Origin of the sequence: Draconibacterium sp. (assembly GCF_041583095.1) — a bacterium.
In the GTDB taxonomy this organism is placed as follows: domain Bacteria; phylum Bacteroidota; class Bacteroidia; order Bacteroidales; family Prolixibacteraceae; genus Draconibacterium.
In genome coordinates this window covers 16,208-40,356 of the sequence record NZ_JBFHGM010000006.1, presented here as the reverse complement: position 1 = coordinate 40,356, position 24,149 = coordinate 16,208, and the positions used below count along the sequence as shown (strand labels likewise).

20 protein-coding genes are annotated in these 24,149 nt (G+C 40.9%); 4 read left to right on the top strand and 16 right to left on the bottom strand.

What is annotated here, in order from left to right:
- Positions 1-41: 41 nt before the first annotated feature.
- The 9 genes from ABZB17_RS01085 to ABZB17_RS01045 all read right to left on the bottom strand — a co-directional run bounded on the left by ABZB17_RS01085 (position 42) and on the right by ABZB17_RS01045 (position 9,096).
- Complete coding sequence (locus ABZB17_RS01085; protein WP_372647495.1) at positions 42-1,163, bottom strand: serine hydrolase domain-containing protein; 1,122 nt, start codon at positions 1,161-1,163, stop codon at positions 42-44.
- 115 nt (positions 1,164-1,278) lie between these two features.
- Positions 1,279-2,016, bottom strand: a complete 738-nt coding sequence (locus tag ABZB17_RS01080) for a LytR/AlgR family response regulator transcription factor (RefSeq protein WP_372647494.1) — start codon at positions 2,014-2,016, stop codon at positions 1,279-1,281.
- Positions 2,017-2,031: 15 nt separating this feature from the next.
- Positions 2,032-3,048 (bottom strand): sensor histidine kinase, encoded by a 1,017-nt coding sequence (locus tag ABZB17_RS01075; RefSeq protein WP_372647492.1) that lies wholly within the window; start codon positions 3,046-3,048, stop codon positions 2,032-2,034.
- Between the two features lie 548 nt (positions 3,049-3,596).
- The gene (locus ABZB17_RS01070) at positions 3,597-4,823 is read right to left on the bottom strand and encodes a dicarboxylate/amino acid:cation symporter (protein WP_372647490.1); all 1,227 of its coding nucleotides are present in this window, start codon (positions 4,821-4,823) and stop codon (positions 3,597-3,599) included.
- A 208-nt stretch (positions 4,824-5,031) separates the two neighbouring features.
- Entirely contained in the window at positions 5,032-6,291 is a 1,260-nt protein-coding gene (gene ilvA / locus ABZB17_RS01065) for a threonine ammonia-lyase (protein WP_372647489.1), read from the bottom strand.
- Between the two features lie 69 nt (positions 6,292-6,360).
- Entirely contained in the window at positions 6,361-6,711 is a 351-nt protein-coding gene (locus ABZB17_RS01060; protein ID WP_372647488.1) for a diacylglycerol kinase family protein, read from the bottom strand.
- A 55-nt stretch (positions 6,712-6,766) separates the two neighbouring features.
- Positions 6,767-8,107, bottom strand: a complete 1,341-nt coding sequence (creD, locus tag ABZB17_RS01055; RefSeq protein WP_372647486.1) for a cell envelope integrity protein CreD — start codon at positions 8,105-8,107, stop codon at positions 6,767-6,769.
- 54 nt (positions 8,108-8,161) lie between these two features.
- Positions 8,162-8,473, bottom strand: coding sequence for a winged helix-turn-helix domain-containing protein (locus tag ABZB17_RS01050; protein ID WP_372647484.1), 312 nt, complete (start codon positions 8,471-8,473; stop codon positions 8,162-8,164).
- Positions 8,470-9,096 (bottom strand): hypothetical protein, encoded by a 627-nt coding sequence (locus ABZB17_RS01045; RefSeq protein WP_372647482.1) that lies wholly within the window; start codon positions 9,094-9,096, stop codon positions 8,470-8,472. The genes ABZB17_RS01050 and ABZB17_RS01045 overlap by 4 nt, the downstream gene beginning before the upstream one ends.
- 311 nt (positions 9,097-9,407) lie before the next feature.
- On the opposite strand from ABZB17_RS01045, the gene ABZB17_RS01040 reads away from it, so the two are divergent.
- From ABZB17_RS01040 to tnpA, 4 genes are all read left to right on the top strand, one after another.
- Positions 9,408-10,544 carry a hypothetical protein gene (locus ABZB17_RS01040; RefSeq protein WP_372647480.1) on the top strand — a complete coding sequence of 379 codons (1,137 nt, stop codon included), beginning with the start codon at positions 9,408-9,410 and terminating at the stop codon, positions 10,542-10,544.
- Positions 10,545-10,551: 7 nt separating this feature from the next.
- The gene (locus ABZB17_RS01035) at positions 10,552-13,005 is read left to right on the top strand and encodes an IPT/TIG domain-containing protein (protein WP_372647478.1); all 2,454 of its coding nucleotides are present in this window, start codon (positions 10,552-10,554) and stop codon (positions 13,003-13,005) included.
- A 50-nt stretch (positions 13,006-13,055) separates the two neighbouring features.
- Complete coding sequence (locus ABZB17_RS01030; RefSeq protein WP_372647476.1) at positions 13,056-13,988, top strand: lysostaphin resistance A-like protein; 933 nt, start codon at positions 13,056-13,058, stop codon at positions 13,986-13,988.
- A gap of 122 nt (positions 13,989-14,110) precedes the next feature.
- Positions 14,111-14,530, top strand: coding sequence for an IS200/IS605 family transposase (tnpA, locus tag ABZB17_RS01025; RefSeq protein ID WP_045030480.1), 420 nt, complete (start codon positions 14,111-14,113; stop codon positions 14,528-14,530).
- Positions 14,531-14,747: 217 nt separating this feature from the next.
- Here tnpA and leuB read toward each other — a convergent pair whose 3' ends face one another.
- From leuB to ABZB17_RS00990, 7 genes are all read right to left on the bottom strand, one after another.
- Positions 14,748-15,812, bottom strand: a complete 1,065-nt coding sequence (leuB, locus tag ABZB17_RS01020; protein ID WP_372647474.1) for a 3-isopropylmalate dehydrogenase — start codon at positions 15,810-15,812, stop codon at positions 14,748-14,750.
- A gap of 48 nt (positions 15,813-15,860) precedes the next feature.
- Positions 15,861-17,441 (bottom strand): alpha-isopropylmalate synthase regulatory domain-containing protein, encoded by a 1,581-nt coding sequence (locus ABZB17_RS01015; protein WP_372647472.1) that lies wholly within the window; start codon positions 17,439-17,441, stop codon positions 15,861-15,863.
- A gap of 56 nt (positions 17,442-17,497) precedes the next feature.
- The gene (leuD, locus tag ABZB17_RS01010; protein WP_372647470.1) at positions 17,498-18,085 is read right to left on the bottom strand and encodes a 3-isopropylmalate dehydratase small subunit; all 588 of its coding nucleotides are present in this window, start codon (positions 18,083-18,085) and stop codon (positions 17,498-17,500) included.
- An 84-nt stretch (positions 18,086-18,169) separates the two neighbouring features.
- Positions 18,170-19,570, bottom strand: coding sequence for a 3-isopropylmalate dehydratase large subunit (gene leuC, locus ABZB17_RS01005; RefSeq protein ID WP_372647468.1), 1,401 nt, complete (start codon positions 19,568-19,570; stop codon positions 18,170-18,172).
- A 106-nt stretch (positions 19,571-19,676) separates the two neighbouring features.
- Positions 19,677-21,182, bottom strand: coding sequence for a 2-isopropylmalate synthase (locus tag ABZB17_RS01000; protein ID WP_372647466.1), 1,506 nt, complete (start codon positions 21,180-21,182; stop codon positions 19,677-19,679).
- 407 nt (positions 21,183-21,589) lie between these two features.
- Entirely contained in the window at positions 21,590-23,179 is a 1,590-nt protein-coding gene (locus tag ABZB17_RS00995; protein WP_372647464.1) for an OstA-like protein, read from the bottom strand.
- Positions 23,179-24,141: an AAA family ATPase gene (locus ABZB17_RS00990; protein ID WP_372647462.1), complete on the bottom strand. Its 963-nt coding sequence runs from the start codon at positions 24,139-24,141 to the stop codon at positions 23,179-23,181. Before ABZB17_RS00990 ends, ABZB17_RS00995 begins: the two co-directional genes overlap by 1 nt.
- Between the last annotated feature and the right edge of the window lie 8 nt (positions 24,142-24,149).

Genomic DNA, 24,149 nt, shown 5'->3' with positions numbered 1-24,149 from the left:
TTTTATAAAAACCCGTGTATTGAAGTTCCGAAAAGAAAATTCTATTCCACGCTTTCCTCCGGTTTTGGCAGGAAAATTTCGGCCAGTTTAAAAATGGTAGAATTGCTTCGTTCCTGGGTAAGGTTGGTTGTTATTGCCACAACCAGCTCTTCTTTCGGGTAAATAAGAACAGATGAACTACCACCGTGCACAGAACCTTCGCGACCGTAAAATACATTTCCTTCGCGGTCGCGTAAAATTAGCCAACCGTTGGCAAATTGCGCTACCTGATTGTTATTCAGCTCAACAGGATCAAAAAGATGAGCCCGTGTGCTGTCGTTCAGGTAATCGGAATTGAAGTAGATATCGGTGAGTTTTACCAAATCTTCGGCACTTGATAACAGGCCTTCGGATGGAGCCCGCCAACGTAAATCGGTAGTCATGGCGTTTACCACCTGCGCAATAATATTGTGATCGTAAAAATTAGTGCGTCCTTCTATTGTTGAAAACGGATTATCAGGGCAAGTACTTTCGAAATGCAGAGTGTCGGTTACATACTCTTGCAGCAACTCATTAAACCGCTTTCCCGATGCTTTTTCCATAATTGCGCCAAGCAGGTTAAAATTCAGGCGGCTTTCCATGTGGAATTCTCCCGGAGGTGCCATCAACTCATCATCCTGAAACGTTTCCAAGCCTTTCTGCAGCGTAATATTTGTTGCCTGCCAGTTATTTTCAGTGTTGTTCATCTCTCTGAATCCCGAGGTGTGATTTTTTAGATTTTTGATGGTAACCGGAAGTCGTTTTTCAGGAAAATCAGGGAGATAATACTGTATGGTCGAATCGGGATTAAGTGTGCCGTCTTCCACCATTTTTAAGTAAATAATTGTGGTGTAAATTTCGGATAGGTCGCCGATCCGGAATTTTGTATCACGGGTAACTTTCGCATCAAGATCGGTCGAGGCACGACCAATTCCCTCTGAATAAATAAGTTTCCCGTTTTTGGCAATGGCGATTTGTGCCCCGGGAATAAAGTTCGTTCTCAAATAAGTTGAGAGTTCTTTTCTAACTTCTTTAATCTCGTCGATGTACGCTTTATCGTACAGAATGTTGTTGTTTGCTTTTTTACAGTTTGTTAGCGCTACCACAACAGAAAACAAAATAAAAACTTGGATTACTCGCTTCATTTTTACTGGGTTTTTAAACTGGTTTTAACTCTAAAAAACAGCTGCAAAAATATAAAAATTGAAAAAGTGTGAGCGTGAAATTTTGTTAAAAAACACAGGTGTCCGGAGCCGTTGGTTAGAGAAAATTCTTTTTCTGAAGCAGGTTTTGGAAAGCAATTTTATAGGTGCTGCTAACCGGAATAAGTTTGTCTTTAATTTTAATGGTATTGTTTTCAATGTAGTCGATCTTATCGATTGAAATGATGAACGATTTATGCACACGGATAAATTTCTGTTCATCGAGCAATTCCTGCATTTTTTTGAAATTCAGGAGGGTCATAATCCGGCTGTCTTCGGTGTGAATTTGCAGGTAATCGCGCTGCCCTTCGATGTATAAAATCTTATCGAAATACACTTTAACCGTTTTATTCCCCGATTTTATGAAAGTATATTCCGGGTGATCGTTATTTTCTGCCGGCTGCTGCGCTGGCGCCGGAGTATGGTTGTTCTGGTCTTTTAAAAAACGGGCATAAACCTTTTCGGTGGATTTTACAAAACGCTCGAAAGGAATGGGTTTTAAAAGGTAATCTACTACATCTAACTCATAAGCTTTTAGGGCATATTCGTCAAAAGCAGTGGTTAAAATTACATATGGCGGATCTTTTAAGGTTTCGAGTAACTGGATACCGGTAAATTCATCCATTTGAATATCGAGGAAAATGAGGTCGACTTTGTTCTCGCGCAGAAATGAAAAGGTTGACAAGGCATTATCGAAAGTGCCCAAAAGATTGAGGTAATCAATTTTTTCGGCAAAACGTTCTATCTTTTTTAAAGCCAAAAGTTCGTCGTCAACAGCTATGCAATTCATTTTCATAAAAACACTCTTTTATTATACCGGCACTTTTATATGCACATCAAATTTATCCATATCCTTTTTAATATCAAAAGTAAAATTGCTGCCATAAAGGAGTTTTAGGCGCTTTTCAACATTTTTTAATCCCGTTCCGGTGCCACTGTCGGGCAGTTTAAAATTGTTGCGTTTTACAAAGTTCGATGTACGCAGTTCAATACAATCCGAATCAATGGAAAAGTTAATTTTTACACCCGGCGACTCCGATTGTTTATTGCAATGTTTCACCGCATTTTCAATAATAGGAATAAACAAAAGTGGCGGTACAAGTTGCGAATTAGGTGCTCCTTTTTGTTCAAGTTTTAAGAATTCAGGATCGGCAAAACTTAATTTCGCCAACTCCAGGTAGTCTTGAATATAGCTGAGTTCCTTGTCCAGTTTCACCATCTCATGTGTTGATTCCTGCAACATGTAACGCATAATTTTAGATAGCAGCACAATGGCATTCGACGCCTTTTCTTTGTCCTCGTAAATAAGCGCATCAATATTATTTAGAACATTAAAAAGGAAGTGCGGATTTACCTGCGAGCGTAAAATGCCCAGTTCCGATTGCACGGTTTTGCGCTCCAGCTCGGATTGTGTTAACTGAAATTTGTACGAATAGCTGAACAACTTAAAGGCAGTGGCTGTACCGATAATCATAAAGTTGTTAAGCAAGGCCGAGAACATTTCGGCACTAAACGGGCGTCGTACTACCCAAAATCCCAGTAATGGTTGGATGTTCAGTTTTATAAATTGCGAAATGGCAATATTAAGTGCAATGATTACGGCCGTGCCAAGAATAAAAATTTCAAAACGCCGCTTTTTAAATACAAAACGCGGAATGAGGTATTCGATAACAATGTAAACGCCAATAATGTCGATGGGGATGTAGATGATATTTATAAAAGCTTCAATTACAAAACCAACCGACAGAAGGTACGGAATGGTGTAAAAAGTAAAAATAAATATCCAAAACAGTATGTGGTTTAGAACCCGGTACTTAAAGATCTTCATTGTATTATTAAATGCATTTACAATACAATGGTAAACCATTTATTTGAATAATCCATTGATTTTCTGCCAATAAGCCAATAAATTCGTTTAGCTACACTACTTTAAAAGATTCTGAATTATGCAGATTAAAAAGTGCTTTTTGCAGATGATTTTGCGCTGTTGGCAGATCTATTCAAAATATCCAGTGCTTGTAAATTTTATGCAGTCGTGATGTAGCCCGGAATAAGAAACCTCCTTTTTGCCTTTTCAGGCGGAATCTACTCTTTGGCTTTGCCCAAAGAGTAGACAGAAAACCCAAGGCTGCTTCCGCTTCCCTCGGAAATTCTACGCGATAACGACTAAAATTCCTGAAACTCGTCGACCTCCTCAAACATCAGTAATTTTTTTACGCTGTCACCGCTTGTTTTCCGGCTCACCGGCCGAGGCCGAAGCGTAGGTGTGGCTATTGCAGACGATACCAAAGTGGACCGGTTTCTTTTTGATATGCTTCAAGTTGGAGCATAGCGGAAATCCCAATTATAAGTAGAGTTCAAATACGAAGGCCGCCTTTAGATGGCTACACCGGTTTCCTCGTTTTCCGAACGGGCAACGGTAACAGCTCCGCAACTGTCGCTCCACACGTTTACTGCGGTGCGCAACATATCCAGAATCCGGTCAACGGCTAAAATAAGCCCGATTCCTTCGAGTGGCAATCCAACGGCAGTCAGAACAACGGTAATCATAACCAGTCCGGCCATTGGTATTCCGGCGGCACCAATCGATGCCAGCAGAGCCGTAACCACCACAAATACCTGTTGTGTAAACGACAAATCAACGCCGTAAGCCTGCGCAATAAACATGGCAGCCATACACTCGTAAAGTGCAGTTCCGTCCATATTTATGGTAGCTCCCAACGGTAAAGTAAAACTGGTAATTTTATTTGATACGCCGCTTTTGTGCTCCAGCGCTTCCATGGTTAATGGCAACGTGGCACTCGACGACGATGTTGAAAATGCTGTAAGCAGGGGAGTGGCCATATTTTTTAAGTGTGCAAATGGTTTAGCCTTCCCAATAAAACGTACAATAAGCGGTAGAATGATAAGCGCATGAATCAATAGTCCCGCAATTACACACAAACTGTAAATTGCCAGACTGCCGGCAATGTTGGCCAGCTGTTCTGAATTGCGCGCTACTTCTCCGGCAACGATACCAAAAATTCCGAGCGGTGTGAATTTGATAATAAACAGTGTTACTTTCATCATCACCTCAAAAACGGCATCGAAAAATGTTTTTAAAGAGTTCTTATACGGTTCGTCAACCTTTGTAATAAAATATCCAAAAACAATAGCAAAAAAGATCACCGACAAAATGGTTCCCTGTGCCATGGCATCAACTATATTATCCGGAATAAGGCGGTAAAGAATATCTTTTACCGATCCTGCTTGTTCGGCCAGCCCTTCTACCGATTGGGTAAATCCAAGCTCTACACCAACGCCGGGTTTTACCAGGTTAACGATAAGTAAACCGGTTAAAATGGCCAGCGTACTTGTTCCCAGGTAATAAATCATTGTTTTAAATCCCAACCTTCCGAGGTTTTTGCCTTCGCCCATGCTGGTTACTCCGCTGATGATCGAACTCAGGATTAGAGGAATGATCACCATCTTTAATGCGCGAAGAAAAATATCACCTATCCACGAGGTGTAACGCGTTGCATCGGGTGCAAAATAGCCAAATAGAACAGCCAGTACAAGTGCGATAAGAATTTGCCAGTGTAATTTAATTTTCAAAATCTTCATACCCTTTTATTACCTTTTTTTTGGATTGAAAAACGAAATCTTTCTACACAGAACCGATTTTGTTTTTCGTGATGGTTTTTATTTTGATGCCGGTTTAATTAAGGAGTCGCTAATTTATTCTTTTTCGCCGATGTAGCAAACAAAACTGACAAGTAGCCATGTTTGAAATGTGAAATTGCCAGGTTTTAAACCGTTTTGTAGCATTTGATCAAATCAAAAACTGAAAAAGATCCGCTTTTTCATTCAGGTATTCATAAATGAAACCATTTTCATCCATACGTTTTACAAGACCATTAAAATCTTCTTTTTTCTGCACTTCTATTCCGATAACAGCAGGCCCTTTTTCGCGGTTGTTTTTTTTCGAGTATTCAAAGTGGGTAATGTCGTCGGTGGGGCCAAGCACCACATCAACAAAAATGCGCAAGGCTCCGGCGCGTTGAGGAAAACGTACAATAAAATAATGCTTCAGCCCCTCGTAAAGTAACGAGCGCTCTTTTATCTCTTCGGTGCGGGTGATGTCGTTATTGCTTCCGCTAACGATACAAACTACATTTTTCCCTTTAATTTGCTCGCGGTAAAAATCAAGAGCGGCAATCGACAGTGCTCCGGCCGGCTCAATAACAATGGCATCGCGGTTGTAAAGCTCCAGAATTTTCGTACAAATCTTTCCTTCCGGAACCGACTGGTATTCGTCAACCACTTTTTTACATATCTCGAAAGTAATTTCGCCAACACGCTGAACAGCCGCTCCGTCAACAAACTTATCGATGTTCTCCAGTTTTATTACGCTGTTGGCTTCCAGCGACTTTTGCATCGATGGTGCACCCGCAGGTTCCACTCCAATAATTTTAGTGTTGGGGCTGATTTGTTTAATATAGGCTCCAACACCGGCCGCCAAACCACCACCTCCTATGGGAATAAACAAATAGTCGATCGTTTCGGTGGAATCCTGCAAAATCTCCAGCCCAACAGTTGCCTGTCCTTCAATAATTTGCGGATCGTCGAATGGATGGATAAAAACCATACCGGTTTTCTGGCAATCTTCCAAAGCTGCACGGTGGGCATCGTCGTAAGTATCGCCGGTAATAACTACCTCAACGTGCGTTTTTCCAAACATTTTTACCTGTTTGATTTTTTGTTTAGGTGTTGTTGTGGGCATGTATATTTTGCCTTCAATTCCTAAAAGGCGGCACGAGTAGGCAACACCCTGTGCATGGTTTCCGGCACTGGCGCAAACCACTCCTTTTTTGCGCTCGGCATCCGAAAGTTGTGCAATTTTATTATAGGCTCCGCGAATTTTATAGGAACGAACGATCTGCAGATCTTCGCGTTTCAGAAATACGTTCGCGTTATACTCTTCCGATAAGTTCAGGTTTTTCTGAAGTGGTGTGTGCAATACGATCTCGCAGAGGTTATGCTTTGCGGTGGTAATATCTTTTAATTGAGGAAAATATTTTGTGTCGCTCATTGTGCAATTTTTTGCAAAGATATATGGGACACCGCTAAAAGCAAGCTTGCCGGATAGATTTTATGACTTTTAACAGAAGATAATAACACCAATGATTGCCGCCATTACTGAAACGATTAAAACTGCGGCTGCAGAAATATCTTTTATGATTTTGATCTGTGTATTTTTCTTTGGAGAAATAAGATCACAAATGCGCTCAATAGCTGAATTAAATGCTTCGGCCCCCAGTACAATTCCAACACAAATCATAATCAGCAACCATTTGGTTCGGGTAATTTCAATGAGCCAACCCAAAGCAGTCGTAGTTATAGTTGCAAAAATGTGAATTCGAAAATTTATTTCCTTTTTCCACAAGTGCCGTAATCCGTTAAGTGCGTATTTAAAGCTGTGTAGCCTTTCTGCTAGAAAGACGTTTTTCATGGCCAGTAATTATTGACATTTCCTCCCGGAACAGCCGGGAGGAAATGTGTTATTCTTATTCTTTATACCAGTTTACTTTTCGGGTTGAATACATTAATGCAGCCAGTAGCACGAATAAACCGATACTTCCGGTTAGTAATGCAAACGATTCGAGTTGCAGCAGAATAAAAATGAAAAGGTAACAGCCGGCCAAACCTAAACTTGTTCCAAGCTGAGTTTTTAGTTTTGGCATAAAACTACGCGTGTAAAAGAACACCAGTATAATTACTGCTAAAGCGGCAACCAGGTAAGCTATGTTAAAACCTAAATGCTCAGAAATTGAAAGCAACAGCAAGTAGAAAATACTGATTGCCGATCCAACCATAATGTACTGAAACGGGTGAATGCGCTCTTTTGACAGTACTTCGAACATAAAGAAAACCACAAAAGTGATGATAATGATGAGGATAGCGTATTTCGCGCTTCGTATGTTTTTTTGATAATGATCGGCAAGGCTCACCATTTCAACACCAAATTTTGAATTTTCAATGTCGTTTTGATTTAAGGTTTGATTGGTGCTTACCCATTGTTGCGGATAGTTGCGGTTAAAATGCAATACGCTCCAGTCGGCCTGAAAACCTTTTTCGTCCACATTACGGTCGGCCGGCAGATAATTGCCTGTAAAACCCGGATCGTTCCAGGTCGACTCCAAATGAACTGAGGTTTGTTCGCCAAGCGGAGTAAACATAAGGTTTTGGCTGCCTTTTAACTGCAGTTTAATATTAAATGCTCCGTTCAGGTTGCTGGTATAAATCTCTTTCAACGGAATGGAAACACCGCTGTGCCCGATCGATGATGAGGCTTTTCCGGGCGAAAATGTATAGGCTTTGTCGTTCCAATTCAGTTCCAGCCCTGTGTTTATACCTCTCAGGTCGCTGATTGATAATTGTAGCTGGGCATCGTCCCACATTATATCCGAAGATTCGATGTTCAGTTTCTCCAGATCGATGTCCTTAAAATTCCCGGTTATTGCAAGTTCCGCCTCGTACACATCAACATTGTAAATACTGCGTTGCAATTTTTTGGGTAGCAGTGTTCCGTTAACCGATAGTTCTTTGGGAAGGAAGGTGGCGTAACGTGTAACTTCGTTGTAGGTGTCTTCCTCCTCGTTGTAGATTTTCTTTTTGAAAGGAACAAATAGTACGGGGCCACTGATGAGCTGTTCGTTCGACCATTTGCTCATCACTTCGTCCACAACCTGAAAGGAATTACTCTGGCGTTCGCCAATCAGCTCCATAATCATTACTTTGGGTATCAGCAGAATTAGAATAAGCATTCCGATCACTAAAAGTTTGAACGATAGAGTTCGGTGAAAGCTGATTCCCAGGCGGTCTAAAATGTTTTCTTGTTTTTCCATGATTTAATTGTTTTGAAAGTACTTTGAGGTACAAAGTAGATTGATAAAAAAAATTTAATTGTTTGTAATATTTTGATTCTTTATTAAATCTTCCAATGCTTTTAAATGCAGCTCAAAAGCTTTACTCCCGCTTAATGTAACGGCGTAAGTAGTGTTGGGTTTTTTGCCCACAAAGGTTTTATTCACCGAAATGAATTTTTCCTTTTCCAATGCTTTAATGTGACTGGCCAGGTTACCATCGGTTAATTCAAGCAAGTCTTTCAGTTCGTTAAAACTCAAGCGCGAATTCACCATCAAGGCAGCCATAACGCCCAGCCTCACTTTATTCTCAAAGACCTTATTCAGATTTTGAATCGGATTCTTCACGCTTCTGAATTTTTGTTTTCACGATTTAAAAACATAAATCCGTAAATAATATGAAGTATACCAAAACCAATAGCCCAGAAATAAAGCCCGTAACCCGGAAATATTGCTGCAAGAAGTCCTAATATAATTTCAACCAAACCAAGACTAAGAATTTCGGGACGTGTATATTTTGCTGCGTTCACCAACGCCAATCCATAAAAAATGAGGAAACACGGACTTACAACGCCGTAGTATCCGCGAAATGCAAGTATCGTGGTTAGTATTCCACCCGTTGCGAGCGGAATAAGCAGATTGATCAGTAACAGTTTTGAGCCCGGTCCCCAAATGGGTTTTTGCTCTTTTTTAGCCTGTTTTACCGTTAAAACGTAAATGGTGAATAGCGACAGAACAAGTACCGTAATGCCGATTATAAAGACAGCTGTGAGCGTGTCGTTTATATATTCCTGCCTTACAGCGGATGGAAATTGAATATAAACGATGCGGTAGGCAAAAAATGCACCAATCAGCGCGTAGATACCCACCATTATTCCTGATAGTCCGCTTAGTGACAGGAAGCGGCTTGAGCGCTCCATAATGTTGCGGATGTCTTTTAATTCGTTTAACAGCTTTTCTGATTCATTCATTTTAAAAGTACTTTGAAATACAAAGTAAATGAATATTTTTTAAAAATAAAATAGCAGGGGCATTTTTTGTAGTTCATTTAAAAAAGTATTGCTCATTTTTTGCACATGTCGCAAAGCAATTTCAAGTAGAAGTATTTATTATATCTATAGCTTGATGAAGTATATTTAGTGTAAATAGAATTAAATTTAGTAAATGAGGAGGAGTATTTCTGGTAAATAACGATTCTGTATTTATCAGAATTTTTTTTATAACGACAATATAATTATATTGCCAACCAATAAAACTAATGAAAAACGACGCTTGATATACCATGAAAATCTTATTTGTTATCTCCTGTCTGCTGTTGGCATCCAATGTTTTGTTTGGTCAAAATTCGTGGTTGTTAATAAGTAAAGGAGACACTCTGAATGTGTCAATTCAAATTAAAAAGAAGAAGTCGGAAGAACTTGTATATTTTAAGTATTCTTATCATCACGACTGGCATTTAATAACGGCAGACAATGCGGATGCAGTTGAACTGCCAGGAAAGGAAAAATATATTTCGGTAAGCCTTCCGTCGGTAGAAAATAAAGTTTGGGCAATGTGTTTGTTTGATGGTACTTATAAATTGGTTAAATATAAATCAGCTTATTATATTATCACCGAAACAGATGTTTACTTTCTCGAACCGCCAACGAATAGTAAATCTAAAAATCGGTTTAAGGGAATATTTGGGGCACTGTTATACGAGGATATAGATTTTGATATTAATGAATTGACTTATAATTCTCAGTCGCTGGTGAAACCTCTTATTTTATTTCACGAAAAGAATAATTTATGGTACAAAGATTATAACAGGTACCGAAACAAAGACACATCAGTATTACTGGAAGGTTCTTATTCATACGTAAAAGGCAACATGAATCTTAGTTTGAGTGACAATTTTTCCTTAAACGGACAAGCTTTAACTCTTGGATTGCATCGAAGTGTTATGTATCCTGATTTCTCCAAAAAAATAGCATTTTCGTTAGGTGCCAAAGTAAACGCATACTCGTTTAACGACTATGTAAAGAAAGAAAGGTTAGGCGGAACCGATTATATCGATATTAATAACTATTGCTTTTCTGCTGGGGGCGACGCTGCCATATGCTTTCAGTTTCTGGATCTGTCTTCTTTAAATCTATCTTTACGTTCAGGAATCGAGGTTTTTAGAATGTTTTCTTCTGAACAGCGTGTTAGATTAGAAACTCTTGTTGATGACGTTGTCGAAACAAGTTATGTTGATTTAAGTGTAGATGACCGGATTTTGTTGTATCAGATAAATCAACTGTTAATCGAAGTTCCTGATTTTAGCAAAAGATTACGTGCCGGAGTTGGCGTTAGTATTCCGCTAAATAAAAAGGTTTCGGAGGTTAATACTTTTGGTATTAATCATTCAATTTTGTTTTCAGTAATTTATGAGTTTTAAATTGGTTATGAGAGTATTACTGTATTTTATAGTATTTGTGCTGTTCATGTATGGATGCAACGATAAAGAAGAACGAGATTTTCCTTCGGTACAGACCCATGCGAATGTTATAGTAGAAGAAGATGGAGTAACTGTTTTTGGATCTTTAGAAGGAGGATGGTCGTCAACCATTACCGATGTTGGTTTTATCTATTATTTGTCAAACACTAATGGTACCGACTATGAAACGGTATCTTTAGGTTATACTGATAGTGGTATGTCAGAATTTAAAACTAAGATCGTTCGTAATTTGGCAATAGGAGGAGAGTACGTTGTAAAAGCTTATTTAACCACTAGTAAATATACGGTTTACGGAGAGGAACAGCATTTTATTAGTAAAGGTGGAATAGCTCCTGTAATAAATAGTTTTTCACCACAAGATTTCTGGATTGGAGATACAATAACAATAAGAGGACAGTATTTTTCGGATAAAAACGTAGCTAATAACATTTATTTTCGCGAAGAAGTTACACATCCGATAGTATCAAGCGATTCAGTTTTAAGGGTTATCGTTCCGAGGGCAATAAAAACTAGTAAAAGCTTTTTACGGATCGAAGTTGCTGGTAAGAGTTCTTCCTTGTCCGAAAATTTCCGGATAGCACCTCCTGCAATTGATGAAATACTACCTGAAAATGTTTTGCTCGGAGAATCGTTTAAAATTAAAGGTCATGGTCTGCTATCTATAAAATCGTTAATTATTGGGCAGCAAAACTTCCCGGTGGTAACGCAAAGCGATACATCGTTACTTTTTACATTAACGTATAATATTAGTCCGGGGAGCCAAAACCTTAAGCTAATGATGCTTGATGAGCTATTGGAGCCGGAAAAACAATATAATATTGTTTTACCCCAAATTACATCGGTTCAGCCCCAAATTGCCTGGATTGATAGCGTTTTAACCGTAAAAGGTACACACCTCGATAGACTGACTAACTTTCAGATTGGAGGAATTCCATTGCAGGAAATAACAAAAACAGATAGTTTGGTTACATTGCGAGTAACAGCTGTGTTTAATTCTGAAACGTTAAATGCCAGGTTTAGGTATAATGGCGACATTGATTCAGGACTTAAAATAACTTTTAATATGCCTGTTATTACTTCAATATCACCTGCAATTACTCACGCCGGAGAAACCATAGAACTGACTGGCGAACGTTTTTTCTATGGTATGGCACCAAGTATTGGTATGCTTACAGATGTAAGTGAGAATAAGGCAAAGTTAACACTGCCCTGGATGATACCGGCAGGAAAGCATACAATTGATCTGTCGTATATGTTCGATTTTTCGGCAAGAACGGTTGAGTTTACAATTCCACCAATAAAGATTATTGATTATTGGCCGAAAGAGATAAAAAGAGGCGACACGGTTAGTGTTATTGTTGAAAATTTACCCGAGAATCTATCAGGTTACTATGCAGTTGCTTTTGACCGAAGACCGGGATATGTTATGGCACGTAACGGAAATGAGCTACAGTGCATCGTTCCTTATGATGCAGAAATTGGCAACAATCCTTCATTATCGGTATATGTAGGACTTCAGGATGATATGATTGAAAATGCTTTTGTACTGACAGAAAAGTGGGAGAAAGTGGATAAAAATTTCGCTATGTCAGGTGGAAACTGCTTTTTCATTGATATGGATGGAGCGCATTATCTATTGTTTCAGGATCAACATTATTCATCGTTAAAGAAATTTGATTCTTCTGCCGAAGATTGGTTTCAATTGAGTCGGACTGATTTATTTAATGAATCATATATTGTAACAACTTTTTCTATTGATAATGACTTGTATTTTATTTCGTACAATTCCTCAGGAGAGAATTTAAATTATAAATATTCCATATCGAATAATGAATGGAGCCGAATTGCCGGTTTCCCGGTAGAAATGGATGGTCCTTTTTCATTTAGTGATCAGGGTAGGGGCTTTGTTGGAACGATTAACAGCTTTTTTGAATATGATAAAGTAAATGATAGTTGGATTACGCGACAGACACTTCCAACGACTCAATATGAAGTGAGGAATACGCTAAACTTCAGCCATGAAAATTATGCGTACCTGGGCTTTTATACGTCAATAGTAAACAGGACTGAATATAACGAATTCTGGCAATATAATATGGATACTGATGAGTGGATCGATTTGGGAGGAGCACCGGTAAATGTTTATACCGGAGGATCTGTATTTACAAAAGATAATATCGCCTACATTATGGGAATTGGGTACGAAGGGCCGGGAGAATTCAAAGCATATGATTTGAATTCCAATAAAGCCCGAAACCTTACTTTGCCCCCAACTCAATGGTATCAATACTATCAAATATTTTATGAAAATGGATATGTGTATTTTATGATGCGACCAGATTCTTATTCAGGCTGGAGTTTATTTAAAATTGCTATTTCTGAGCTATATGAATATGGATAGTATTGAATTTATCCATTTATACTTGTAAGTAAAAATATCAGAAGAAAGAAATGAAACATTTATCACGTGCTTTCGATGGCGAAAATCAATGGTGGAAATTTGTAGTGGTAATTATTGTGGCCCTGGGCGTTGGGCAAATAGTTGGTGCTATTCCGCTAATCGTTGTAATGGGAATATCCATTGCGATGAATGGGGGGCAGGTGGCAACTCCGGAGAATCCGATGGATTTATCGGCTTATGGAATTAATCCAAGCCTTGGCTTAGCTCTAATGGTTATTCCATTTATAGTAACACTTGTTTTGGCCATTGTTCTGATAAAGTCGTTTCATCAACGGACTTCAAAAGATGTGGTGAATGGAGGACTAGCTTTCAGGTGGAACAGGTTTTGGTTGGGCTTTGTTGTGTGGGGCGCAATTATGTTGATTTTATTCTTCGCGCAGTTAGCTATAAGTCCCGAAGATCTTGAGTTTCGTTTTGATCCGGCTGCATTTATTCCCCTGGTTTTTGTGGCTGTTCTTCTAATCCCCATCCAGTCGGGCACCGAAGAATTTATCTTTCGTGGTTACCTGGCACAGGGAGTTGCCGGATGGACCAAACGCCGTTGGGCAGTTATTCTGATACCTTCGGTTCTGTTTGCTTTATTACATGCCGCCAATCCCGAAGTAAAGGAACACGGCTTCTGGATGATGATGCCCTCGTACTTTGTTTTTGGTGTTGCATTCGCAATAACAGCCTTACTCGATGACGGAATTGAATTGGCCATTGGCATACATGCCGTTAATAATACGCTGGGCGCACTATTGGTTACCAGTAAAGAATCAGCAATACAGGTTCCTTCCTTGTTTTTCCAGCAGGAAACAGATCCTGTTAAAGAATCGCTGGTTTTAGTGCTCTCATCGGTAGTTTTGCTGGTGGTTTTAAAACAGATTTTAGATTGGGATTTTTCTATTCTCTGGAAAAAGATAGAACCGGAGTCGGTATAGTTCAAACTTCTTAATTGCTATTTTTTGCCGTCAGCTTTAGCTGACGGATGATAAGGTGCGGATCTACAGGCTTTAGCCCAAGACAATTTTGTACATTAGACTAAATATTAAATCTCAATCCCATGTCATACACAACAATTTGGCTCCATTGTGTTTGGTCTACAAAAAACCGTGAATGTATCATTTCGAATACCTTTCGACCTGTTCTTCTTAATCATATAAGGGAAAAGGCAAGTGAAAAAGGTATTGTTCTCGATTACATTAATCTTCATAAAGATCATGTGCATGCACTAATAAATCTTGGTAGAAAACAGACTATCGCAGATGTAATGCAGCAACTGAAAGGTGAGAGTTCGTATTGGATTAATAAAATGAATGTGATGCCGGTAAAATTTTATTGGCAGGATGATTATTTCGCTGTTTCAGTAAGTCAATCACATGTGGTGAGAGTGAGAGAATATATAAAAAATCAGGATGAACATCACAGAAGATTGACATGGGAAGACGAGGTTGATCAGTTTTTCAAAAGATATAATTTTTAGAAGATTAGTGGCTAAAGCCGGGAGTCTGAACTATATTATTATTCCGTTGGTTAAAACCAACGGCAAAGGATAAATGTATTTCATTTTTATTTCTGAGATTTGGATATCTTTTGCCGTCAGCTTCAGCTGACGGATACAGAAAATATGGAACATAAAAATAACCGATCTCCAGAGAGATCGGTTATTTTTATAGAAGGCGGTTAAAAACCGCATATTCTTAGTTCTTTTCAATCCAGTGAGCGATCCAGTCGCCAACTGCCGATGTACTTTGCGCCGGTCCTTCTGCAATGTCTTCGGTAACAAAACCTTCAGCCATTGACGCTGCAACAGCCTCGCGTATCAATTTACCTTCTTCCTTTAGGTCGAAAGCATATTCGAACATCATGGCAGCCGAAAGAATGGTAGCAATAGGGTTGGCAATGTTTTTACCTGCAGCCTGCGGATATGAACCGTGGATGGGCTCGAATACCGAAGTGTGGATACCAACTGATGCTGATGGCAACAATCCAAGCGAACCGGTGATTACACTGGCCTCGTCGGTAAGAATATCGCCAAACATGTTTTCAGTTACCATTACATCAAAGTTCTTTGGCCACTGAATAATTTGCATTGCGGCATTATCCACAAACATGTATTCTGTTTGAATTTCAGGATAATTCGGGGCCATTTCCTGTGCCACTTCACGCCACAAACGCGAGCTTTCCAATACGTTGGCTTTATCAACCACAGTAAGCTTTTTGTTACGTTTAGCAGCAAATTCGTAACCTAATTTCAAGATACGCTCAACTTCTTCACGAGTGTAAATACAAGTGTCGAAAGCCGTATTTCCATCGTCTTTGCGGCCTTTCTCACCAAAATACATTCCACCGGTTAATTCGCGGATGCAAACAAAATCAGCACCTTCAACCAATTCGCGGCGAAGTGGCGATTTGTGCAACAATGAATCAAAAGTTTCTACCGGGCGGATGTTGGCATACAATCCCAGTTTTTTACGCATGGCCAGCAATCCCTGCTCAGGACGAACCGGTGCTTTTGGGTTGTTGTCGAATTTTGGGTCGCCAATAGCACCAAAAAGTACAGCATCCGAATTCATACACAATTCGTGTGTTTCTTCCGGATACGGATCTCCAACTGTGTCGATGGCAATGGCACCTGTTAGTGCCTCGGTGTATTCTAATTCGTGATTAAATTTTTTTGCAACAGCTTTCACTGCTTTCATGGCCTGATCAACAATCTCAGGTCCGATCCCGTCGCCGGGCAATAATGCAATGTTAAGTTTCATTTCTACTTTTATTGTCGGAAGCCCGAAATCGGGAGTCCGAAGACGTTATTATTTTTCGTTTTTTAATTCTTCCAGTTTTGTGGTGTTAAACTCGTTTTCTATTACGTTTAACATGCGGGTTGTTGCCAGAATTGCAGCGGCGTTCTGATCAGGATGCAAACCTTTGGTTTTAAATTCGTGATCGTTGCGCCAGGTAATAACTGTTTCAACCAGGGCATTGGTGTTACCGCCCGGAGGAATGGTTACCACGTAATCAACCAGCATCGGGAATGCTTTATCGAGACGTTCGTAAATTTTCCGCAAAGCCTTTACAAATGCGTCGTACTGTCCGTCGCCATCGCTGTATTCCTCGTAAATCTTTCCATCAATTTCAAGCGAAACGTTGGCCATCGGGCGCAAACCCATAGTGTAGCTAATCGAGTAATTCACCACTTTTACACGTTGATCAAAAAGATCATTCTCCAAAACATCGGCAACAATATATGGCAGCTCGTCGCTGGTGATAGTTTCTTTTTGGTCGGCCAGTTCAATAACCTTATCGGTAACTTTTTTCAGCGATTCTTTGTCCAGCTCAATGCCAAGGTCTTCCAGGTTCTTTCTGATGTTGGCTTTACCCGAAGTTTTTCCCAAAGCGTACTGGCGTGTACGGCCAAAACGTTCCGGAAGCAAGTCGTTGAAATACAGATTGTTTTTACTGTCGCCGTCGGCATGAATTCCGCTACATTGTGTAAACACAAATTCGCCAATCAATGGTTTATTGGTTGGAATACGAATTCCTGAAAATGATTCAACCAGTTTCGAAACCTTATTTAACTGAGCCTCGTTCACCCGTGTTTTCATTTTCAGGTGATCTTTTATGGTGGCAATAACACTCGATAGGGGAGCGTTACCGGCACGTTCGCCCAGTCCGTTAACCGTGGTGTGAATACAACGAATTCCGGCTTTAAGTGCATGAAAAACGTTAGCAATCGCCAGGTCGTAATCGTTGTGGGCATGAAAATCGAATTCTACGTCAGGAAAGCTTTCAATCATTTCGTGGCAGAAATCGTATGTTTCGTCCGGATCGAGGATGCCCAATGTATCGGGAAGCATAAAACGCTCCACCTTTTCATCTTTCAGGCTCGATATCATAAAGTGAACGTAGTCCTTTGAACTGCGCATACCGTTCGACCAGTCTTCAAGGTAAATGTTTACCCTGATTCCCATTTCGTCGGCATAGTTTAGTACTTGTTTGATGTCGTCCACATGCTGTTCCGGCGTTTTCCGCAGTTGCTCGGTAACGTGTTTATACGATCCTTTGCAAAGCAGGTTAATCACTTTTCCTCCGGCTTTGGCAATCCACTCCAGCGAAATTTTTCCATCAACAAATCCAAGTACCTCAACTTTATCGAGGTGACCTTTCTGAGCCGCCCAATTCATTACCTTTTGTGTGCCCTTAAATTCTCCTTCCGACACCCTCGCCGAGGCAATTTCAATGCGGTCTACTTTCACATCCTCAAGCAGCACCTTGGCTACACTTAGTTTTTCCCCTTCGCTGAACGAAACCCCGGAGGTTTGTTCACCATCGCGAAGGGTGGTATCCATAATGGTCAGGCGCTTACCTGAAATTTCTACTGCTTTGCCTGTCATTTTTGCCTGTCTGTTATGTATAGAGGGCTTCACAATCGGTGAAACCCTCCATAGATTTAAGCCTGTTCAAATTCTGCTATTTGCTCCTTCATTTCAACAAGGTAGTCGATATCGTCCAATCCGTTTTGCAAACAATGCTTTTTGTACGGATTGATTTCGAAATCAGTCGACTCACCAGTAGCTGTTATGGTGAATTTTTGATTTGGAAGATCGACTTCAAAAGTTGAATCTGCATCTTTTTCTATCTGATCAAAGATTTTCTCAAGGAACTCTGGTGAAACAACAACCGGTAACAGTCCGTTGTTCAATGCATTTCCTTTAAAAATGTCGGCGAAGAAGCTTGAAACCACAACACGGAAACCATAATCATAGATGGCCCATGCGGCGTGCTCGCGGCTCGATCCGCTACCAAAGTTTTTACCGCCAACCAGGATCTTGCCTGAATATCTTGGGTTGTTTAACGGGAAATCAGCCTTCGGACTTCCGTCGTTTTCATACCTCCAGTCGCGGAAAAGGTTGTCGCCAAATCCTTTACGTTCCACTGCTTTCAGGAAACGTGCAGGAATGATCTGGTCGGTATCTACATTTTCGTAGGGCAGAGGTACTGCCGAAGTATTTATTATTGAAAATTTGTCGTATGCCATTTTTTACAATTTTTGCAGAGTGCTAAGAGCAGAGTGCTTAGCGATTTTTTTCGCTTCGCTCTGTGTGCTTTGCGCTGTGCGGTTCTACATCATTTCTCTTGGGTCAGCAATAACTCCTGAAACTGCTGCTGCTGCTGCAGTTAACGGGCTGGCAAGCAAAGTGCGGGCACCCGGTCCCTGGCGGCCTTCAAAGTTTCTGTTCGAAGTTGATACCGAATATTTACCTGTTGGAATCTTATCGTCGTTCATTGCCAGACATGCTGAACACCCCGGTTGACGCAATTCAAAACCTGCTTCCTCTAATATTGGAACAAGTCCTTCTGCTTCAATCTGGTTTTGCACTGCTTTTGACCCCGGAACCAGCCATGCAGTAACGTTGTCGGCTTTTTTCTTGCCTTTTACAAAAGCGGCAAATTCGCGGAAATCCTCAATACGGCCATTGGTACAGCTTCCCAGAAATACGAAATCAACCGGTTTGCCTTTCATGGCATCGCCTTCGTTGTATCCCATGTATTGCAACGATTTCTGATACGTTGTTTTATCTGTTCCCGACAAACCTTCCGATGTTGGAATCGTCTGCGAAACACCAATTCCCATTCCCGGGTTGGTTCCATAGGTGATCATCGGCTCAATGTCAGCAGCATCAAAAGTGTAATCAGTATCAAAAACTGCATCTTCGTCTGATTTTAACTCCGCCCATTTTTCCATGGCTTTGTCCCAATCTTCACCTTTTGGTGCAAACTGACGACCTTTTACGTAGTTGAAAGTTGTTTCATCCGGGGCGATCATACCACCGCGGGCACCACTTTCAATACTCAGATTACAAAGTGTCATTCGGCCTTCCATCGACAGGCTGGTGATTGCCGAACCTGCATACTCGATAAAGTGTCCGGTACCACCACTGGTTGAAATTTTAGAAATGATGTACAGCGCAATATCTTTTGCAGTTACACCTTTATCTAAAGTTCCGTTAACGGTGATGCGCATTTTCTTTGGTTTCGGCTGCATAATACACTGGCTTGCCAAAACCATTTCCACCTCGCTGGTACCAATACCAAAAGCAATAGCACCAAAAGCTCCGTGGGTAGAAGTGTGGCTGTCGCCACAAACGATGGTCATTCCCGGCTGGGTTAATCCCATTTCGGGGCCGATAATGTGCACCACGCCGTGACCTTCAGTTCCCAGTCCGTGATAAACGATACCGTTTTCATCGCAGTTCTTTTTCAACATGTCAACCTGGTTGCGCGAAAGTTCGTCTTTAATCGACAGGTGCTGGTTGATAGTTGGAACGTTATGGTCGGGAGTAGCTGTGGTCTGATCCGGACGATATACTTTCAATCCGCGGTTTTTCAACCCTAAAAAGGCAACCGGACTCGTTACTTCATGAATAAAGTGACGGTCGATATACAATACATTTGGGCCACCTTCAACCTTCTTCACCACGTGTGCATCCCAAATTTTATCAAATAATGTTTTTGCTGTCATGATTTCTTTCCATCTATTATATGGATTCAACTTTTATTCTTTTTAACACGCATCCCCCGTTCCTTCGAAGAGGGATGAATTGTCTACTTCTATTATCCGTATTTAATTACAATGCAGCCGGTAATTTATTGATGGCATCCAAAAAGGCCTCAACCGAAGCAGTAATAATATCGGTGTGTGCACCAAATCCATGATAGATTCCGTCTTCGTATTCCACCTGCATGTGTACTTTACCAATATCATCGCTTCCGCGGGTGATGGCTTGTACCAGGAATTCTTCAATAACAACCTGACGATGAATGATCTTTTTAACCGCTTTAATGGCTGCGTCAACCGGACCGTTTCCATCCGAAGTGGCATCGAATTTCTCGCCCGAAATATTCAGACGAACTGTTGCCATTGGTTTTAAACTTTTTCCGGTAACAACCTGTAAGTAATCCAACTTAATACGGTGTTCCTTGCGCGTTGCATCGCCAACCAACAACGCGATATCGTCGTCGCGGATGTCTTTTTTCTTGTCGGCCAGTTTCAGGAATTCTTCGTAAACTTCATCCAACTTATCTTTATCCAACTCGAAGCCCAACAATTCCAAACGGTGTTTCAACGCGGCGCGGCCACTTCGGGCTGTCAATAAAATTGCCGATTCGTTGATACCCACTTCTACCGGATCCATGATCTCGTAGTTCTCGCGGTTTTTCAACACGCCATCCTGGTGGATACCCGACGAGTGAGCAAAAGCATTACGTCCTACAACCGCTTTGTTTGGCTGAACAGGCATGTTCATTAACGTAGAAACCAAACGGCTTGTTCCGTAAATCTTCTTGGTATTTACACCGGTATCAATTCCCAGTGTTTTGTAATGCGTTTTCAATGTCATTACCACTTCCTCTAACGAAGTGTTACCGGCGCGTTCGCCAATACCGTTAATGGTAACCTCTGCCTGGCGTGCACCATTCAGGATTCCTGAAATAGTGTTCGCAGTTGCCATTCCCAAATCGTTATGACAGTGCGTTGAAATAATCGCTTTATGAATGTTCGGCACATTGTCTACCAGGTATTTGATTTTTGCACCAAACTCATGTGGCAAGGTGTAACCGGTAGTGTCGGGAATATTTACAACCGTAGCACCGGCTTTAATTACTGCCTCAATTACACGGGCCAGGTACTCGTTATCGGTACGTCCTGCATCTTCAGCGTAAAACTCTACATCTTCAACGTATTTTTTTGCGTATTTCACTGCCTCAACACCACGCTCGATAATTGCATCGGGATTTGAGTTGAGTTTGTGGTAAATATGAAAGTCAGATGTTCCGATTCCGGTGTGGATACGACCTTTTTTGGCGTACTTGAGTGATTCGGCTGCAACATCAATATCTTTTTGTACTGCGCGGGTTAAGGCTGTAATCGTTGGCCATGTAACCGCTTTCGAAATCTCTACTACCGATTCAAAATCGCCTGGGCTCGAAATGGGGAATCCTGCTTCAATTACATCAACTCCCAATTCCTGCAATGCTTTGGCAACTTCAATCTTTTCTACCGTGTTCAACTGGCAACCGGGGACCTGTTCACCGTCCCTCAAAGTTGTGTCGAAAATGTAAAGTCTGTCGCTCATGATTTGTTGTCTATTTATGTTATTTTTCTTTTAAGCTATGTACGTATCTATTATGAAAAAAGCCATCCTCAATGTGAGAATGGCTTCTTTATTCCAATATCGTTAATCAACACACCATTCTCATTTCTGTCTTGTTAGAAGAAGAATACCAATGAGGAGGTTAAGAATAGAAATGTTGATATTTTTTGTCATTTGCTTATGATTTCCTGCAAATATGAAAATATTATTTTAAAATGAAAATGAAATGGGGCTTTTTTATTAAAAAAAGAAGAATAATACCGAAATGTCTGTTTTGCGTTAACATTGAAGTAACTTTTGATGAAGTCAAAAGTTTAGAGCTCAGTGGGCAGTCTCAGTTTTCAGTCGCAGTATCCAGTAACTAGAATCCAGTATCCCGCAACCAGTGACTATTGACCAGTGACTTCTTCTGTTGCGTCTTCCTCAACAACCTCTTTCTTCTCAGGTCGCCAGAAAATATCTTTTTTAGAAAGCGGACGCAGTTTTATTTTCCACTCGAAACCCGGTAATGTTTTCTCGCTATCTTCCAGTTTCAGAATTGGTTTTAACTGCCCTTCAGGTTGTTTCTGGAATGCAATGGCATCAATCTTTCCTTCTTTGAAACGTATACTGATATTGCTGCTTTCTGCTCTGTTCAGCCCGATAATGGCTTCTTTGTCGCGGGCATAATACAGGGTTTGCCCGTTACCATCCACATCAATATTGCGTAGTTTGCCGTTAACAATGTAACCGGTCATGTCCTTTCCTTTTATCTGGTCGAAGCGCCCCGAATCCTGTTTCGAAATGATAAAACTATTTTTCATCATATGCATTTCGTTGGGAGCGGTAGTGTGTTGAATCATTTCAATATAGTCGGCACTGAGTTGGTGCTGCTCGCTCCAGATAACCGGGTTGCTGTGCATCTGAACCAGCGAGTCTTTGGTGAAATACATCAGCGAATCGCAAAGCCCCTGTATGTCGGTTCTGAAAAAGCGTACACCATAATAGGCCATCACAATATTTTCGCCATCAATGGTGTCAGGGATACTTTTTAAGGTGTCGGCATGCAGGAACAGGCTGTCGGCTTCGCTGTACGAAATAAAAACCGCCGAATCGGTGGCTATCGCCGTTTCTTTTGTTTCGTTGTAAATTACCTTGTTTCCCTGAATTATGGTTTGGTTTTCAAAGTCTTCGATATGTACGTTTCCTTCGGCATAACCATCGCCATTTTCTTTATTATAGCTTATTTGTCGGGCGGTTAAAAGTTGCGTTTCGTTAAATACGCTTGGCATTTCTTTCAGATCGGCCTCGCCGGTTAGGGTGTTGTACCAACCATCTTCGGCATAAAGCGTATTTACCGAATCGCGGATGGTAGTTGGCCCTTTAAAAAAGATAACCTCGGTTTGCGTATTGTAGCGCAGATCTTCGCTGTTGATGGTATACTTATCAGAGAAACCAACAACGCTATCGGTAAAATGTGCTTCGTTATTGTCGAGGTAATATTTTCCCACTTTGCTGGTAAGCGTGTTTGTGCTGTCAATAATTTTCCCGAAACAATCGTAGTAGCCTACGTTCAGGTTCATGTCGTAATCCAGTGTGTCGGTGTAAAGCGTTACCTCGTTATTCACCAGCTTTACATTTTTTATGGCCTGTGCAAAACTACGGTCGCCATCGTAATACACTTTTCGCGCATAAAGGTGCAGCGTGTCGCCCTTGTTAATGTGTACGTTGCCAAAAGCATCTACGCGGTTTGATTGATCGTAAGTGTAAGCGCTGTCGCAATACATCAGAATATCTTCATGCTTAATGATTACGTCGTTGATCAGGCGCTGGGCATTGGCAACATTTTCGCCTTGTTCCAATGTTTCAGCCTGAATGATTTCCACACGTTTCTTTTCCTGCGCGAATCCTTTTGTTGCTGTAAACAGAAGGAAAAGGAAGAAAATTGCAGAAGTTAATTTGCGCAAAGTAGCGCTGGTATTAATACGGTAAAAAGACATTAAAGCAATTTGTCGATGATTTCGTCGATTGAAATATTTTCAGCTTCGGCTTTGTAGTTTTTAATAATCCGGTGCCTAAGAATAGAGGGAGCAACGGCTTTTACATCCTCAATATCGGGCGAATATTTACCACGTAAAGCAGCATGTGTTTTCGCGCCCAATACCAGGTACTGCGATGCACGTGGCCCCGCTCCCCATTTCAGGTACTGGTTACTGATCTCTGCCGCATGTTCATTCTCCGGACGGGTTTTTGCCGCCAGTGTAACTGCATAACGTAACACATTGTCGTTTACCGGAATTTTACGAATTAAATCCTGGTAGTACAGAATCTCTTTTCCTGAAATAACCGGTTTTAACTGGGTGTTTTGTATGGTAGTTGTATTTTTTACGATGGTAATTTCGTCTTCCAGTTTTGGGTAATCGAGCCACACCGAAAACATAAAACGGTCGAGTTGTGCCTCGGGCAGGGGATAGGTTCCTTCCTGCTCGATTGGGTTTTGCGTTGCCAGCACAAAAAACGGTTTGTCCAGCTCAAAATGTTGTCCGGCAGCAGTAACCGATTGTTCCTGCATGGCTTCCAACAGTGCCGATTGCGTTTTTGGCGGCGTACGGTTAATCTCGTCGGCCAGAATAATGTTGGCAAACAATGGCCCTTGTATGAATTTAAAATTACGTTCGTTGTCCAGAATTTCGGTACCGATAATATCCGATGGCATCAAATCGGGCGTAAACTGAATACGGTTGTACTTAAGCCCCAGAATTTTTGCAATGGTAGTTACGAGCAGCGTTTTTGCCAGCCCTGGAACACCGATCAGCAAAACATGACCACGGCTAAAAAGCGAGATCAGTACCTGATCGATAATTGCATCCTGGCCATAGATTACGGTTGTAATTTCCTTTTTCAGGTCTTTAAATTTTCCCTGAAGTGCATCTAAGGCTTCAACGTCGTTTTTAAAATTCATAAACAAAA